This window comes from Lysobacter spongiicola DSM 21749 (assembly GCF_900167055.1).
Taxonomy (GTDB): domain Bacteria; phylum Pseudomonadota; class Gammaproteobacteria; order Xanthomonadales; family Xanthomonadaceae; genus Novilysobacter; species Novilysobacter spongiicola.
Map to the genome: position 1 here is coordinate 77,193 of NZ_FUXP01000003.1, position 15,298 is coordinate 92,490.

Annotated in this window: 18 protein-coding genes; 4 read left to right on the forward strand and 14 right to left on the reverse strand. The window is 68.2% G+C overall.

The features are described from left to right. Nucleotides 1–16 precede the first annotated feature (16 nt). The 7 genes from dusA to B5D37_RS06130 form a co-directional block, all read right to left on the reverse strand. Nucleotides 17–1,078 (reverse strand): tRNA dihydrouridine(20/20a) synthase DusA, encoded by a 1,062-nt coding sequence (gene dusA, locus B5D37_RS06100; RefSeq protein ID WP_268776105.1) that lies wholly within the window; start codon nucleotides 1,076–1,078, stop codon nucleotides 17–19. A gap of 84 nt (nucleotides 1,079–1,162) precedes the next feature. Further along, nucleotides 1,163–1,480 (reverse strand): hypothetical protein, encoded by a 318-nt coding sequence (locus tag B5D37_RS06105; protein WP_078757831.1) that lies wholly within the window; start codon nucleotides 1,478–1,480, stop codon nucleotides 1,163–1,165. Nucleotides 1,481–1,534: 54 nt separating this feature from the next. Beyond that, on the reverse strand, nucleotides 1,535–2,035 hold the full coding sequence (locus B5D37_RS06110; RefSeq protein ID WP_078757832.1) for a GNAT family N-acetyltransferase: 501 nt from the start codon (nucleotides 2,033–2,035) through the stop codon (nucleotides 1,535–1,537). 24 nt (nucleotides 2,036–2,059) lie between these two features. Further along, nucleotides 2,060–2,578: a hypothetical protein gene (locus B5D37_RS06115; RefSeq protein WP_078757833.1), complete on the reverse strand. Its 519-nt coding sequence runs from the start codon at nucleotides 2,576–2,578 to the stop codon at nucleotides 2,060–2,062. A 22-nt stretch (nucleotides 2,579–2,600) separates the two neighbouring features. After that, nucleotides 2,601–3,053, reverse strand: coding sequence for a hypothetical protein (locus B5D37_RS06120; RefSeq protein ID WP_078757834.1), 453 nt, complete (start codon nucleotides 3,051–3,053; stop codon nucleotides 2,601–2,603). A 104-nt stretch (nucleotides 3,054–3,157) separates the two neighbouring features. After that, on the reverse strand, nucleotides 3,158–3,634 hold the full coding sequence (locus B5D37_RS06125; protein ID WP_078757835.1) for a hypothetical protein: 477 nt from the start codon (nucleotides 3,632–3,634) through the stop codon (nucleotides 3,158–3,160). A 99-nt stretch (nucleotides 3,635–3,733) separates the two neighbouring features. Then, a complete protein-coding gene (locus B5D37_RS06130; RefSeq protein WP_078757836.1) occupies nucleotides 3,734–4,483 on the reverse strand; it encodes an HAD family hydrolase in 750 nt (249 codons plus the stop codon). A gap of 201 nt (nucleotides 4,484–4,684) precedes the next feature. On the opposite strand from B5D37_RS06130, the gene B5D37_RS06135 reads away from it, so the two are divergent. Together B5D37_RS06135 and B5D37_RS06140 are read left to right on the forward strand one after the other, a co-directional pair. Next, nucleotides 4,685–5,182, forward strand: a complete 498-nt coding sequence (locus B5D37_RS06135; protein WP_078757837.1) for a hypothetical protein — start codon at nucleotides 4,685–4,687, stop codon at nucleotides 5,180–5,182. Between the two features lie 10 nt (nucleotides 5,183–5,192). Beyond that, entirely contained in the window at nucleotides 5,193–6,398 is a 1,206-nt protein-coding gene (locus tag B5D37_RS06140) for a PQQ-dependent sugar dehydrogenase (RefSeq protein WP_425478037.1), read from the forward strand. Nucleotides 6,399–6,425: 27 nt separating this feature from the next. Here B5D37_RS06140 and B5D37_RS06145 read toward each other — a convergent pair whose 3' ends face one another. Further along, complete coding sequence (locus tag B5D37_RS06145) at nucleotides 6,426–6,929, reverse strand: EF-hand domain-containing protein (protein WP_078757838.1); 504 nt, start codon at nucleotides 6,927–6,929, stop codon at nucleotides 6,426–6,428. 94 nt (nucleotides 6,930–7,023) lie between these two features. Beyond that, nucleotides 7,024–7,773 (reverse strand): N-acetylmuramoyl-L-alanine amidase, encoded by a 750-nt coding sequence (locus B5D37_RS06150; protein WP_078757839.1) that lies wholly within the window; start codon nucleotides 7,771–7,773, stop codon nucleotides 7,024–7,026. Nucleotides 7,774–7,999: 226 nt separating this feature from the next. On the opposite strand from B5D37_RS06150, the gene B5D37_RS06155 reads away from it, so the two are divergent. Together B5D37_RS06155 and B5D37_RS06160 are read left to right on the forward strand one after the other, a co-directional pair. Next, the gene (locus B5D37_RS06155; protein WP_234987728.1) at nucleotides 8,000–9,262 is read left to right on the forward strand and encodes an APC family permease; all 1,263 of its coding nucleotides are present in this window, start codon (nucleotides 8,000–8,002) and stop codon (nucleotides 9,260–9,262) included. Between the two features lie 96 nt (nucleotides 9,263–9,358). Then, nucleotides 9,359–10,165, forward strand: coding sequence for a hypothetical protein (locus B5D37_RS06160; protein ID WP_078757841.1), 807 nt, complete (start codon nucleotides 9,359–9,361; stop codon nucleotides 10,163–10,165). Between the two features lie 17 nt (nucleotides 10,166–10,182). Here B5D37_RS06160 and B5D37_RS06165 read toward each other — a convergent pair whose 3' ends face one another. The 5 genes from B5D37_RS06165 to B5D37_RS06185 form a co-directional block, all read right to left on the reverse strand. Further along, nucleotides 10,183–10,518 (reverse strand): thioredoxin family protein, encoded by a 336-nt coding sequence (locus tag B5D37_RS06165; protein ID WP_078757842.1) that lies wholly within the window; start codon nucleotides 10,516–10,518, stop codon nucleotides 10,183–10,185. Nucleotides 10,519–10,563: 45 nt separating this feature from the next. Beyond that, nucleotides 10,564–11,853 (reverse strand): hemolysin family protein, encoded by a 1,290-nt coding sequence (locus B5D37_RS06170; RefSeq protein WP_078757843.1) that lies wholly within the window; start codon nucleotides 11,851–11,853, stop codon nucleotides 10,564–10,566. Then, nucleotides 11,846–13,147, reverse strand: coding sequence for a hemolysin family protein (locus B5D37_RS06175; RefSeq protein WP_078757844.1), 1,302 nt, complete (start codon nucleotides 13,145–13,147; stop codon nucleotides 11,846–11,848). The genes B5D37_RS06170 and B5D37_RS06175 overlap by 8 nt, the downstream gene beginning before the upstream one ends. A gap of 99 nt (nucleotides 13,148–13,246) precedes the next feature. Beyond that, nucleotides 13,247–14,377 (reverse strand): glycosyltransferase family 9 protein, encoded by a 1,131-nt coding sequence (locus tag B5D37_RS06180; protein WP_078757845.1) that lies wholly within the window; start codon nucleotides 14,375–14,377, stop codon nucleotides 13,247–13,249. Nucleotides 14,378–14,456: 79 nt separating this feature from the next. Beyond that, nucleotides 14,457–15,275, reverse strand: coding sequence for a TSCPD domain-containing protein (locus B5D37_RS06185; RefSeq protein WP_078757846.1), 819 nt, complete (start codon nucleotides 15,273–15,275; stop codon nucleotides 14,457–14,459). Nucleotides 15,276–15,298 lie beyond the last annotated feature (23 nt).

The window sequence follows — 15,298 nt, forward strand, 5'->3', positions numbered from 1 at the left end:
ACACCAACAGCCCCATTCAGCCTTGCCTCTGCAGCGTTGGCAAGCCCTCGGCGAGCTGCCGTTCATGGTCGGTGTCGTGCCCGGCCTGGAATGACTCGGTCACCGCCAGCGCACGCTCCACCAGCGACCAGTCGGCGCCGGGCTTGTGGGCGCCTTCGCTCAGCACCTGCCGGAACGCGCGTCCGCCCCGCTGCTGGGCGAACAGGCCCAGCAGGTGCCGGGTGATGTGCTTGAGGAAGACACCGCGCTCGAGCTGTGCTTCCACGTAGGGCTTCAGGGCGCGCAGCAGCTCGGCCCGGGTCCGCAGGGTGCCGCCGAACCACGCCACGTCCAGTCGGTGCAGCAAGTAGGGATCATGGTAGGCCGCGCGTCCCAGCATCGCGCCGTCCACGTGGCGCAGATGGCCGCTGGCCTCGTCCGCATCGGCGATGCCGCCGTTCACCAGCACCTGCAGGTCCGGGCGCTCGGCCTTCAAGCGGTAGGCCCAGTCGTAGCGCAAGGGCGGTACCTCCCGGTTCTCTTTTGGACTCAGTCCCTGCAGCCACGCATTGCGCGCGTGCACCACGAACATCCGGCAGCCGGCGTCGGCGACCTCGTCGATGAAGGCGCGGAAACGATCGTAGTCGTGATCGTCGTCGACGCCGAGCCGGCACTTCACCGTGACCGGCACCGGGCACGCCGCGACCATCGCCGCCACCGACTCCGCGACCAATGTCGGCTCGCGCATCAGGCAGGCGCCAAAGCGGCCGGCCTGCACTCGGTCGGAGGGGCAGCCACAGTTGAGGTTGATCTCGTCGAAGCCGGCATCGGCGCCGATTCTGGCCGCCTGCGCGAGCAGCGCGGGCTCGCTGCCGCCGAGCTGCAGCGCGACCGGATGCTCCACCGGGTCCATCGCCAGCAGGCGCGAGCGGTCGCCGTGGATCACGGCGTTGGCGTGCACCATCTCGGTGTACAGGCGCGCATGCGGCGCCAGCAGCCGGTGGAACACCCGGCAGTGGGTGTCGGTCCAGTCCATCATCGGCGCGACGGACAGCCGGATCTGCCGGGGGTCGATGGACGGGGCGGGGGAGTCGGTCAAGAAGGGATCCTGTGCTGACGCGACGCGTCGGGCGGAGTCGCCATTGTCGGCCGGAATCGCGCCGGCCCCAAGCACCGGATGGCCTCAGGCCGCGTCGCAGGACTCCAGCGCTTCGCGGGTGCCGGTCTCGGACCCTGCTTCGGCAATCTTCGGAAGCGCGCAGATGGCCTGCCTGCGCTGCTGCGCATCGGTACCGGGATCGAACAGGTCCCTGCAGGCGCCGGCTGCCCAGCGTGCGCCGCTTTCGTCGCCCGACGGCACCACGAAGCGCTCGATGCACTCCGCCTCGTCGGATACGCCAAGCTCACCGTCGACCCTGTTGCAGCCCGGGACGATGAGCAGCAAGGCCAGCGGCAACGACAGTGCCGACGCGGTGCTACGGGGGTCGGGGAAGTCAGCCATCGGAACCCTCCAGGGATATGGGCCGACGTTAGAAGCGCCGTCGTGATGCCGGTGTCACCCGGCGGCCGCGCCTTCCCAGACCATGTAGACGTCGGCCCGTGCGTAATGGGAGCCGGGCCGCGGCGCGGGGCGGTGCACGAAGCCCGCGCTCTCGTAGAGCCGCAGCGCCGGCAGCAACTTGCTGCTGGACTCGAGGAACAGCTCGCGCCCGCCCAGCCCGGTGAATACCCCGACCGCCGCACGCAGCAGCTGGCGGCCGATGCCGTGTCCACGTGCATCCGGCGCCACGGCCATCTTGGTCAGCTCGTACACGCCGGCGCCTTCGTGCAGCAGCGCCACCGTGCCCACCACCCGCTCACCCTGCGAATCCGACAGGAGCGCGAACAGCACATGCCCGCCGCCTTCCAGGATGTTTTTCTCCGGATTTTCCAGCACCTCGCGATCGATCGGCTCGACCACGAACCAGCGCTCGAGCCACTCGAGATTGAGACGTGCGAAATCGCCCCGCAGGTGCGGTGCGAAATCAACGATGCGGACATCGGGAGGCTGCGACATGGCGGCATGATAAGGCCCGCCGATTCAGTCGTCCTGCGCTGCGCCCTCTTCCGCGGGCACGATTTCCTCGATACGCAAAGGACGGCCCCAGCGCCGGTAGCTGTCGGCGAGTCCCTGCTGGAGCCGGTCGAACTGCGCGGAGCCGGGCTCAACGCCCAGACCTGCTGCGAAAGCATCCCATCCACCCGCCTTGGCGCCGGGCAAGCGGTCGGCGACGAAGCGACACGGCCGCCCGACAAGCTGCGCGATGGCGCACGCGTAATAGACATCCGCCGGCGCCCAGCCGCCGGTATCCAGCAGCTCGACCACCAGCGCCCGTGGCGCACCGTGGTAGCGCACGACCTCGTCGACGAACGGCTGCCGGTAACGCGTGCCGTAGCGGTCGATGTCGGCGACCGTGGCCGCGATCCACCCCGCCGTGTCCTCGCCCTCAGCCACTGTCCCGGCCGCTGCATCGGGGGCCTGCTGCGCACGCGCCGCGCCCATCACCAGCAGCATCGCCAGCGCAGTGGCAGCCACCGCTGTCTGCAGGGTCAGTTTCATGCGCCGGCCACTTTCCTGGCGCTCAGCGGGAAATCACGAACTTGCCGAAAGCGACGCCCAGGCTCCAGCCTTCGCCCTTGCCCGCCAGCGCGAGCGAGACGTCGCCCTTGGTCATCACCTGGGCACCGCTGGCCTTGCCGGCGCTGGCGTGGGCTTCGGCCGTGGCATACGTGCCAAGCACGTCATCGATGCCGGTGATGCCGGAGAACTCGCCCCGGCCGTCCCGGATCGTGGTCTTGCCGATGCTGGCACCGCCACCCTTGGTCCGGATCTGCACCGCCATGCTCTGGCCGTTGTCGCAGGTGACCGTACCGCTGCCCTTGCCGGTCTTGTAGAAGATCGACCAGCCGGACAGATCGTACCGGAGCTCGCAGTCGATGCTGCCCTGGGCCGCCGCGGGAGCGGCGGTGATCGCCAGCAGCAGGCTGGCGAGCAGCGGAACAGCGCGTGGCAAACGGATGCGGCGTGCGTTCATGGCGATCTCCTGTCCGCGCCCCCGGCGGGACGTCTGTCCCGGCAAGGCTAACCCAACACCGTGATCGGCACGTGCCCCCTGCGCGGGGCCGGGCCAGCACCGGCTTACCAGCCGCGGCGGCGGTCGTCGCGCACGTAGCGGCGGTCGCGATGGTCGCGGTCATAGCGGCCATGGCTGTAGCGGTCGCGGCGGTCATGGCGGCCGCGGTCGTGGCGCGGGTCGTAATAGGTGGCCTGGCACTTGCCGTGGCTGTTGCACTTCACCCTGTTGCTGCCGGGGCCGTTGCGGTAGTACCCGTGGGCCACGCCGCGCGGCTGGTTGACCCGGTAGCCGCGGGGCACCTGCCGGTAGTAGCTGGGGCGGCCGTAGCGGTCGCGCACCACGATCAGGCGGTCCCGATGGCCGTAGTTGCCGTGGCGGTAGTACGGCTGACCGCTGCGGTGGATGACATCGGCGACATCGACGATGATGCGCACCAGGTCGTCCGCGCTCTGCGCGTGGGCAGGAGCCGGCGCCAGGGCTGCGAGGCCCATGCCGGCGGCGAACACGATAGGGGCGAACCAGCGGGACAGGGTGGACATGGGTTTTCTCCTGGGCCTCCCGCGGCAGCGGGCACGGTTCGACCATGCCCGGCCCCGCATGAACGGCTTTTTAATATTGCCGTGATACGGCGATTACGCTCAGGAACGGTTCGGTCGCGCACCCGGGGCCATTGGCGGGCATGCCGCGGCAATCGAAGCCACGGCCGCAGGCACGCCCGCGGCTTCCCGGACGGTGCGCAACCGTGTGGTGTCGCCTGCCGCGGCCGTGTCCTCGTGGATCCAGGTGGTGTGGTAAGGCACGTGGACGGCCCATCCCCCCAGCGCCAGCACCGGCGCGATGTCGGAACGCATCGAGTTGCCGACCATGATGAAGCCGCCTGCGGGAAGCTCGAACTCCTCCAGCAGGCGGGCGTAGGTGGCGGGGTCCTTCTCGCTTACGACCTCGATCCGCCGGAAAACGTCGGCAAGCCCGCTCTGGCGCACCTTCGCTTCCTGGTGGAACAGATCGCCCTTGGTAATCAGCACCACGTCGAAGTCCCGCGCGACCTCCTGCACCGCCTCGTGTATGCCGGGCAACAGCTCGACCGGATGCCGCAGCAGCTCTTTCCCGAGCTCGACGATCCGGTGGATGTCGTTCGACGGGATCCGGCCGCCGGTGAGCTGCACCGCCGCCTCGATCATCGACAACACCATGCCCTTCACGCCGTAGCCGAAGACACCGATGTTGCGGCTCTCGATCTGGTAGAGCCGCTGGCGGGTGCCCGGCGCCTCGAGATCCACGTGGGGCGCGATCAACCGTTCGAATTCAAGCTGTGCCGCGTCGAAGTAGTCCTGGCTGCGCCAGAGGGTGTCGTCGGCGTCGAAGCCGACCATGCGGATGGGTTCCATCCCGACAGTATGAAACCCGGCGGCGTCCTTCCCTAGAGCGGGAGGAACGGCCGCTACGACAACCGGCGCGATCCCTCACGGATGCATGACCCCGCTGGCGCGAAGCTTCAAGGCATCGTCGTCGAAGCCCGCCGACCATCCTCGCCCGCCCATCCACCTGCCCATTGCACCTGACCATCCCACCCGACCCAGGGAGTGACCATGAAGATTCGACACGTTTTTTCCGCACCGGACATGGAGACCGCACGCCACGCGATCGCGGCGGCAAGATCCGCCGGCGTCGACGACCAGGACGTGCTGCTGGTCGCCCGGTCAGACATCGAGTCGAGCGACGTGCCGGACAATCGCAAGGAAGTCGACACCGATCTCATGCCGGCAGCGGCGCGTGGCGCAGGCTATGGCGCGGGTGCCGGACTGCTCGCCGGCCTGGCAGCGGTCGCCATTCCCCCGCTCGGTATCACCATGGCGGGCGCCGCGGCGGCCACCATCGCCGGTGCGGTGGTGGGAAGCTGGTCGGCGGCGCTGATGGGTTCCGCCCTGCCGGACCCGGTGCGACAGCAGTTCGACGACGAGATCAGCGCCGGCAGGATCCTGGTCGTCGTCGACGGCTCGCAGGAGGTGCAGGAGATCGCTGAACCCGCGATTGTCAGGGCGGGCGCCAAGCGGCTACCGTTCGAGTCCCCCAAGGCAATGACCTGAGGCTTGACCCATGCGCGCACGTCCCGCGGATCCGCGAAGCTTCCCCAGGCACCTGCTCGCCGCCACGTGCCTGGCCTTTCTCGCCGCCTGCAGCAGCGGCGACGGCAACAGCGCGCCGATGGCGCAGGCCTCGGCCGGGGCGGTGCCAGCCGACGGCCGTCCGTTCGTGGTGGAAGAGGTCGCGCAGTTCAACGAGCCCTGGTCCATGGAGTTCCTGCCCGACGGCCGCTTGCTCGTCACCGAGAAATCGGGCGCACTGAAGCTGGTGGAGAAGGATGGCACCACCACCGGGATCAAAGGCGTGCCCGAAGTCGACCATGGTGGCCAGGGTGGGCTGGGCGACATCGCCCTGCACCCGGAGTTCGAGCGCAACGGCTGGATCTACCTGAGCTATGCGGAGGCGGGTGATGGCGACAGCCGGGGCGCCGCGGTCGCGCGGGCGAAGCTGGCCCTGGGGGCCGACGGGGGCGGATCGCTTTCCGATGTCGAGGTGATCTGGCGCCAGGTGCCCAAGGTGGCCGGGCGTGGGCACTACGCGCATCGACTGGCGTTTGGTCCTGACGGGCACCTCTGGATCAGCTCCGGGGACCGGCAGAAGTTCGACCCCGCCCAGGACATGGAGTCGAACCTGGGCAAGGTCCTTCGGCTGAATCCCGATGGCAGCGTGCCGGCTGACAACCCGTTCGCGGACCAGGGCGAGGTGGCCGCCGAAGTGTGGTCGCTGGGCCACAGGAATCCGCTGGGCATGGCCTTCGACGCGCAGGATCGCCTCTGGGTGATCGAGATGGGACCCAAGGGCGGCGACGAGCTCAACCTGGTCGAGCGCGGCGGCAACTACGGCTATCCGATCGTGTCCAATGGCGACCATTACGACGGCCGCCCGATCCCGGATCACGACACCCAACCCCAGTTCAATGCGCCGGTCGTGACCTGGACGCCCGTGATCTCACCATCGAGCCTGGTCTTCTATAGCGGTGACGAGTTCCCGCAGTGGCAGGGTGATGCCTTCACGGGGGCTCTGTCCGGGCAGGCGCTGGTGCGTCTGGAGTTCGAAGGCGAGAACGCCAGCGAAGCCGAACGCTTCGGCATGGACGCGCGCATCCGCGCAGTCGAACAGGGGCCGGAAGGTGATCTCTGGCTACTGGAGGACGGCGACGGCGGAGCGCTCCTGCGCCTGTCCGCACCGCCGGTCGCCAGCCCGCCGGCGGCCGGTTAGCCGCCAGGGAGGCCGGGCAACCCTCCGCTAGCGGTCCTCTTCCTCTTCCTCTTCGGGTTCGACGCCTGCGCCACGCGAGTGTGTGGTGAACTCGGCATCGCTCACGAAGCCGTCGCCGTTGCCGTCCATCATCGAGAAGTTGGTGGTGAAGTCCGCGTCCATCGCACCTTCTTCGCTGCTGACGCGGCCATCGCCATCGGTGTCCAGGTCGGACCAGCGGCTGCGGTCGGGAATAGCCGCGTCGTCGACCAGGTCGTCGGTATCGCGCGGGTCCAGGTCGGACTCGATTGGCGAAGGCGGAGGTACGTCGGTCATCGGGTTGTCGGTGGCCTCGGTCTCGGGGATACGAGGGTCGGCCTGGTCGACGAGCTCGTTGGCGCGCGGCGGCAGCTCCGTGTCGACCTGGTCGCTGTTGGTATCGACGCCGGTGGTGGCCCGGGTCGTGGTCTCCATGTCCTGCGCCAACACGAGTGGCGCAGCCAGGGCGCCGGCCAGGGCGACTGCGAGCAGTGTGCGGTTGCGAGTGTCCATGTCGTCTCTCCTGCGGGTAGCGTGCCGTTCCGGTCGGTGGGATCCGCCCGGACCGAGAGCATTACCGCCGCCCGCATGTACGGAAAGTGAGGGTTTACTGCATCTGCAGCATTTGCTGTTGCAGGTCGTACAGGATGGCGTCATCTCCCGGCAGCCATGTGCGTTCGTCGCGCCCGCGGTAGCGCCTGTGGAATGCGGCCAATGCCGCCGACCGGTCACGCAGGTCGTAACCCAGCAGGCGCATCGCCAGCCATGGATCGAACCCGGCCGGCGGTGCGGAGAGGTGTTCCCGCTGCCAGAGGCCAAACCCGGCATCGGCCAGCCGCTGCCATGGGAACAGGGCGCTTGGATCATCCTTCTTGGTCGGCGCCACGTCGCCATGGGCCAGCACCATGTGGCGCTGGATGCCGAGGCGTCCGGTGATGTCCTCCAGCAGGACCAGCAGGGACCGGATCTGCGCCTCGCTGAAGGGCTCGGCGCCGTCGTTATCCAGTTCGATGCCGATCGACCATGAGTTGAGGTCGCTGATACCGGCCCAGCGGCTGCCTCCCGCGTGCCACGCCCGCTGCTGCTCGGACACCAGCTGGTAGACGCGGCCGTCGTCACCGATCAGGTAGTGGGCGCTGACCGGCCCGCCGGAGTTTTCGGTCTGGAGGGTGTGCAGGGCGCCTTCCGCACTGTCCATCGCAGTGTGGTGGAGCACGATCGCCCGCGCCCGGCGCGGTTCGTGGTTGGGCGAGGGCTGCCAGTCCGCCAGCGGATTGCGCGGCAGCCCGGTCGCGCAACCGGCCATCACGATGGCGAACAGCAGGATGAAGGTCACGCGCAGTACTGGATGGCTCATGGTGCCGGGCCCGGTGGAAGCAGGTGGATACCGTAGGACAAGCCGGCGCACCTGTCGCCAGGGGCGGCTCCACCGCCTTGCGGCTGGATGGACGCTGCTCCCCCGATCATGCAATCTGCCAGGCAACCAGTCGCAGGGGATCCTCTTGAGTACTCCGATACCACCCGGGAGCACCCCGGCGCCCCAAAGCGCCGTCGATCCACTCGCCGCCGCGGAGAGCCCAGGCGTGATCCGCGCGGTGAGCCGCTGGCAACTGTTCGGTCTTTCGATCAACGACGTCATCGGCAGCGGGATCTACCTGCTGCCGGCCGCCGCGGCTGCGTTGCTGGGGCCGGCCAGCCTGTGGGCGGTGCTGATCGCGGGCGGCGCGGTGGCCCTGCTGGTGCTGTGCTATGCGCAGGCATCCAGCTACTTCGACCAGCCGGGCGGCGGCTATCTCTACGCACGCGAGGCCTTTGGCCCCTTCATCGGGTTCGAGGTCGGCTGGATGCTGTTCCTGACCCGCATCGCCAGCGCAGCGGCGCTGAGCAACGGACTGGCCGAGGCGGTGACACATTTCTGGCCCGGTGCCGCGAGCGGCGCGGTTCGGGTCTCGATCGTGGTCGGCTCGCTGGCGTTCCTGGTGTGGGTGAACGTAGTGGGCGTGCGCGCCGCCGCCCGCACCGGCGTATTCCTCGCCATCGCCAAGGTACTGCCGCTGCTGATGTTCATCGGCATCGGCGCGATGTATGTCGACACCTCGCTGGCCGCGCCACTGGGGCGCGACATCCCGCTGGCCGACCTGGGTGAGGCGGCGCTGTTGCTGTTGTTCGCCTATGCCGGTTTCGAGAACCTGCCGGCCGCGGCGGGCGAGTACCGCAACCCGCGCCGGGACGTGCCGTTCGCGTTGCTGGCGATGATCGCCACCGTCACCGCCATCTACTTCGCGGTGCAGTGGGTGGCGTTGGGCACCCTGCCCGGCCTGGCCGGATCGGCCACGCCGCTGGCGGAGTCGGCCGCCCTGTTCGGGGGCGGCTGGCTCGCACTGGTGCTGACCGTGGGCGCGACCGTGTCGATCCTGGGCACCAACAGCAACACCATCATGCTCGGGCCCCGTTACCTGCATGCGCTGGCGCTGGATGGTTACGGCCCGCGCGCGCTTGCCAGGGTCCATCCGCGTTTCCGGACCCCGGCCGTCGCCATCATCACCCTCGGCGTGCTGTCGCTGGTGCTGGCGCTGTCGGGCTCGTTCGTGCAGTTGGCATTGCTGTCGGTGGTCGCGCGGCTGTTCACCTACATCGGCACCGCGGTCTCGGTACTGGTGTTGCGCAAGCGGCATGGCGACCAGCCCGGGGCGATGCAGCTCCCCGGCGGGCCGCTGATCCCGATCGCGGCCCTGCTGCTGTCGCTGGGCCTGCTGGCCAGCGCGAAGGTGGAGAACCTGATCGCGGGAGCGATCGCACTGGTGCTCGGGGCGGTCGTCTATCGCATGCGACGCAAGGTGGGCTGATATTGAACGGCGATTCATGCTCGCCGCGGATTCTTCACCGCGCCAAGACCACGGGTCGGGCGTCATTGCGGCTCCCCCGCGAATGGAGTCCGCAAGATGTACAGGTACCTGCCCCTCAAGCTCGCCGCGATCGCGGCCGGCACCTGCTTCGCACTGCCCGCGCACGCCCTGGACGATGACCGCTTCACCCTGCGCCTGGGCGCGATGCACGTCGATGCCCAGAGCGAACTGCGCGGCAGCACGGAATTCGCAGGCGAGCCGATCGAGTTCAGCGAGGACTTTGACTTTGGCGGCAAGGAAACAGTGCCGCGCCTGGAAGGCCAGTTCCGCTTCGGCGAGCGCAACCGCCTGCTGTTCAACTACTTCAGCTACGACAAGGACCAGCGCGCGACGCTGGGCGACGACATCTCCTACGACGACGTCACCATCCCGGCGGGCAGTTTCGCCGAGGCGGAGGCCGACTTTGAAGTCGCGAGCCTGGTCTATGACTTCGCGGTGGTCGAGACCGACACCTTCAGCTGGGGCCTGCAGGCCGGCGTGGAATACGCCAGCCTCGAGGGACGCGTCTATGCCGAGGCGGGCGACGACAGTTACGAGGCGCGCGATGTGTCGGATGGCTATGCCCCGGTGATCGGCACGCGCCTGGCGTTCGCGCCGGCGGAGCACGTCCGTGTCGTCGCCCAAGGGCAGTACCTGGACGCCGACTGGGGCGACTTCGGCGACTACGACGGCGACCTCAGCCGCGCCAACGCGCTGGTGGAGTATCGCTTCACCGAAACCTTCGGTGCCTACGTCGGCTATGACTGGTTCAAGCTGGACGTGGAGCGCAGCGGCAGCGACGGCGTGCTCGGCCTGGATCAGGAGTTCAAGGGGCCGATCGCCGGCGTCACGCTGGCGTTCTGACGGCGGTGCTCCGCCCGTCAGTCAGCGGCGGGATCGAGACGTGCCAGCGCGCGCTCGATCTCGTCGCGCCCGCTGGGCCGCACCAGCCGATCCACTTCCGCGCCGTCGCGCAGGAAGACCAGCGTCGGCCACAGCTTGACCCGGAACGACCGCCCCAGCGGCCTCCCCTTGCCGTCCTCGACCTTGATGTGGCGCACCTGCTCGTGGCCGCGCAAAGCGTCCTCCAGCAGCGGTTGTGCAGCAATGCAGTGGCCGCACCAGGCGGTACCGAATTCGAGTACTGCCGGTCCGGCCAGCGCATCAATCTCACTGCGGGCGGGTTCGACGGCAGCGTGGGTACGGGTGAATGGCATGGGACCTCCGGGATTCTCGAATAGCCAAGGGAAGCGGCGTGGCCGTCAATCCGTCGACCGCAGCCTGACACGTTCGACCTTCAGGCCCTGCACGTCCTCGGCCAGCAGGCGGTAGCCCCCGGCATCGATGGTCGTGCCGGCCTCCGGCACCTGCCCCGTCCGCGCCAGGAACAACCCTGCCACCGTCTCCACGTGGTCGTGGCTCAGGTCGATGTCGTGATCCTCCCGCAGCTCGGCCAGCGTCACCTCGCCGTCCACCAGCAGGCTGCCGTCGGGTTCACGCCTGATCCGGCGGCCGCCGTCGCTGCCGTTCTCCATCACGTCCGAAATCAGGTCTTCCATGGTGACGAAACCCGCCGTGCCGCCGAACTCGTCGACCACCAGCGCGGCGTGGACCCGGCTCTTCTTGAACAGTGCCAGCAGTTCGTCGGCAGGCGTGGATGCGATAACACCCGGCAATTTGCGCATCAGCGAGCCGACTGCCACGTCGCCGCCACGGGTGCGCGCACGGATGAAATCCTTGACGTGCAGCAGTCCCACCACCCGGTCCAGCGAGCCGTCCACCACCGGATAACGGCTCAGCACGCTTTCTGCCACCACCCGGGCCACTTCCTGTTCGCTGGCACCGAGTGCCACGGTGTGCATGTGCCCCCGCGACGTCATCAGTTGCGCGGCGGTGCGATCCTCCAGCTCGAAGATGTTGTTGATCAATCGCCCCTGCACCGACCCCAGGTGTCCACCGGAGGCCGCTTCCTCGGTCACGATCATCAACTCATGGCTGGTATGCAACGAGGCGTTGCGGTCCGGCTCTGGGATGCCGAGCGCCCGCATCAGGCCCAACGCAACACGGTTGAGCAGCCACACCAGCGGCCGGAATATCCACCCGGACACGCGCATCAGGCCGCTGACGCGGGTGCTCACCGCCTCCGGCGCCTGCAGGGCCAATGCCTTCGGAATCATCTCGCCGAACACCACGTGCAGGAACGTGATGAAGCCCAGGGCGATTGCGAATCCCGCGGCGTGGGCGGCATCGACGCCAAGGCCGGCGGATTCGAAGGGACCGTAGAGCCACCGCGCGACCGCCGGCTCTCCATACATGCCCAGCCCGATACTGGCCAGGGTGATGCCCAGCTGCGCGATGGCGATGTAGCTGTCCTTGCCGGTCGGGCGATCGAACAGTCGCACCAGCCACCGGGCCGCACCACTACCACCCTCGGCCAACGCTTCGAGGCGGCTCCGGCGCGCGCCGACCAGCGCGAACTCCGCAGCCACGAAGACGCCGTTGATGGCCACCAGCAGCATGATCGCCACGATCGGGAGCACGACATCAATCATCGCCAGTTCCGTTGACCACGAAACTCACCCGCCGGACGGCGTTGCGCTCCATCCGCTCGATCCGGAACTCGATCCGGTCAGGTGCGAAACCGACCGTCTCGCCCTCCACCGGCAGCCGCCCCAGCAGGTGCCACATCAGCCCACCTACCGTGTCGACCTCATCCTCTGGCAGGTGGAGCTGGTGGCGGTCGTTCAGCGCTTCCACCAGCACATCCCCGCGCACCTGGATGCGACCATTGGATTCGGAGAAAGGCTCCTCCTCCTGGTCGAATTCGTCCTGGACCTCGCCAAACACCTCTTCCAGGGCGTCCTCCAGGGTGACCATGCCCGCGACGTTGCCGTACTCGTCTACAACGATGGCGGTATGGCGGCGGGCGTCGCGCAGCGCCCGCCAGAGGTTCGGCACCGTCATGACATCGGCCACCACCAGCGGAGGCCTCATCAGTCCGGCGACAGCGGCATCCTCCCCCCGCTCAACCGCCTCGAACAGCGCCCGCAGGTGAATGACGCCGACGATGCCGTCGATGCCACCCTCCGCCACCGGAAAACGCGAATAGGGAGTGTCCACCAGGCGGTGCAGCGCAGTGGCCGCCTTCTCACCCGCATCCACCCACGTCAGGCGCGTACGCGGTGTCATGATCTCCCGCACCAGGCGCGCTTCCACGTTGAGTACGCCGGCAAGCATGTCGCGCTCTGCCGCATCGATCAGTCCGCCGGCGGCGCTCTCGCGGTAGAGGCCCTCGAGTTCTTCGGGGGAATGAACGTGCGCGTGGCCGCGCGGTGCGTGCAAGCCGAGCCGGCGCATCACCAGGAACGCCGTGCCGTTGAAGAAATGGACCAGCGGCTTGAACAGCAGCAGGCTCGCCTGCATCGGACGCAGTGTCGCCAGCGCCAGCCGCTCCGGGTAGCGCAACGCAATGGTCTTGGGCAGCAGCTCGCCCAGCACCACCTGCAGTGCAGTGATCAGCACCAGCACCACCACGATCGACGCGGCCTCACCGCCGACCGGGCCCAATACGGGTGCAAGCATCGGGGCGATCCTCGCCTGCCCATACGCCCCCGCGACCAGGCTGCTGAGGGTGATGCCGATCTGGCAAGCCGCTACATAGGTGTCCAGCCGCTTCCCGTCCTTGAGGATCGCCAACATGCTTCTTGCGCCGCCATTGCCGGACTCGGCGGCCTCCTGCACCCGCGATCTACGCGAGCCCACCGCGGCGAACTCCGCGGCTACGTACAGGGCATTGGCGCCGACCATCAGCGCAACCACCAATGCGGTGACCAGCAGTTCCGGCATCGCGGGCTTCCATCCTCCTCGGCAGTGCGCGCGAGTGTACCGGCCTCCAACCTGCGGCCCGACCACGCCGCCTGCACAGGCTGGCGAAGGCGACGCCTGCTACCCCTGTATCGCCGCCGCTTCCACGGTTTGGTGGGCCGGCCCTGCATCGACGACCAGCCCCGCAGCTGCGGATGCCGCTTTCTCCGGCGATTGCCTCTCCACCGCCACGTTCCATGCCCCCGGACCGGCCACGCCCCACTCTTCAGGCCGGGTGCCCTCGAACAGGCCGATCGTCACCGGTGCGCTTGCGTTCGCCAGGTGCATCACGCCGCAGTCGGCGCTGACGTAGGCCGACAGCGCGGAGAGGACGGTGGCCAGCCGGCGTATGTCGCTTGAGTAGTACACGGGATAGCGGTCACCCAGCATCGACCGGCCCGATGCGGGTGCGATCTCCACGAAGTCATGTCCCGGACACAGTGCTTCGAGTTCATCGAGGAAGCCCATCCACCACTCCCGCGGCAGCAGCTTGTGTCCGGTCGCGTTGGCGAAGATGCCGATGACCGGCTGGCGGGGAGCGTGCGGATCGGGCAACAGGCCCGCCAGCAACATGCGCCCCTGTGCCCGCTCGCTGTCCGACAGGCGCAGTGCAGGAGTAGGCCATGGACCCGTCGCGGCCGCGCCCAGGGCATGCCGCAGCAGATACACCGGCAGCAGGCTCTGGCGCCGCAGGTCCGCAGGTACGGGGACCGGCACACCGATGCCGCCGTGCTGGCCCGGCCCGACAAAGCCGATGCGGTACCGCGCGTGGGTCAGGTTGACCAGCAGCCGCCCCGTCTGTGACCGCGGGTCCGCATCGATCGCCAGGTCATAGCCGCCACGCCGCAACTGCCGCAGGACACCGAGCCACTGCAGGGGATGGCGGAAACCATGCGCCGGCAGTTGCATCACCCGCCCCAGCCGCGGATAACCTTCAAGTAGCGCCGCCGCCACTGGGCTGCGCGTGACCACGTCGACCTCGGCACCCGGATAGCGCCGCTCCAGCTCCTGCATCAGGGGCGTGAGGAGCAGCGTGTTGCCCAAGGTGTGGCTGACCTTGCAGACCAGCACCCGCAGGATCCCCGTTGGCGGAAGCGGACCCTGGCCGCCGCCTGACGGTGACCGGAAAAGACGGCCGACGAGCCAGCGGGAGATGCGCCGGCGCGCTGGATTGCTGCGTCGGAACAGCGTGCGATGCAGGCCATCGCTCATCGATTCGGTCCTTCAGTGCCTGTAGGGGAGCAGGTTCTGGATCCGGTCCTTGCAGCCGGTTACTGCGGAAACCGCATGGTCAGCCGCATTTGCTGTAGCCGCAGTTCAGGCATGTCGCGCATCCATCCATGATGACGACGGCCTTGGTCGAACACTTGTGGCACATCGTCGCGCTGGGCGGGAACGCGACGCCGCCGTCGCCGGTGACCTCGACATCCTCGCTGCGCGGCGTATCGGCCACCCGCGGCTCGGGGAACAGCTCGCCGCTGCGATCGTCGCGGGCTACGGATTCGTCATCGTTTTTTTTTGAGTCGAGCGCGGCATACGCGGCGCGCTTTTCGGCGATCAGCGCACGCTGTGCATCGCTCATCTCCGGATCCTGCAGCATGCCGATCGCCTTGAGGTGGTCCTCGACGATGCTGCCCAGTTCGGCCACCAGCGACGGCATGTACACGCCGCCGGCCTTGAAGTAGCCGCCGCGCGGATCGAACACGGCCTTCATCTCCTCCACCAGGAAGGTCACGTCGCCGCCCTTGCGGAACACGGCGGACATGATGCGCGTGAGGGCCACGATCCACTGGAAGTGGTCCATGTTCTTGGAGTTGATGAAGATCTCGAACGGCCGGCGGTGCTCATGCTCGCTGCCGGCGTTGAGCACGATGTCGTTGATGGTCACGTACAGGGCGTGCTCGAACAGCGGCGTCTTCAGCTTGTAGGTCGATCCGATCAGGGTTTCCGGGCGCTCGATCTTCTCGTGCATCTGGATGACCTTGGCGCCGGGCTGCGCGGCCTCGGCGGCGTCGCGCGCGACGGCTTCGGCCTTGCGGGCCTCCTTCGCCTGGTCTTCCTGGGTCACGACGCTGTAACCCTTGATTTTCTTGTCGATCTTGACGGCCATCGGCCACTCCTGTCGCGGTGTTG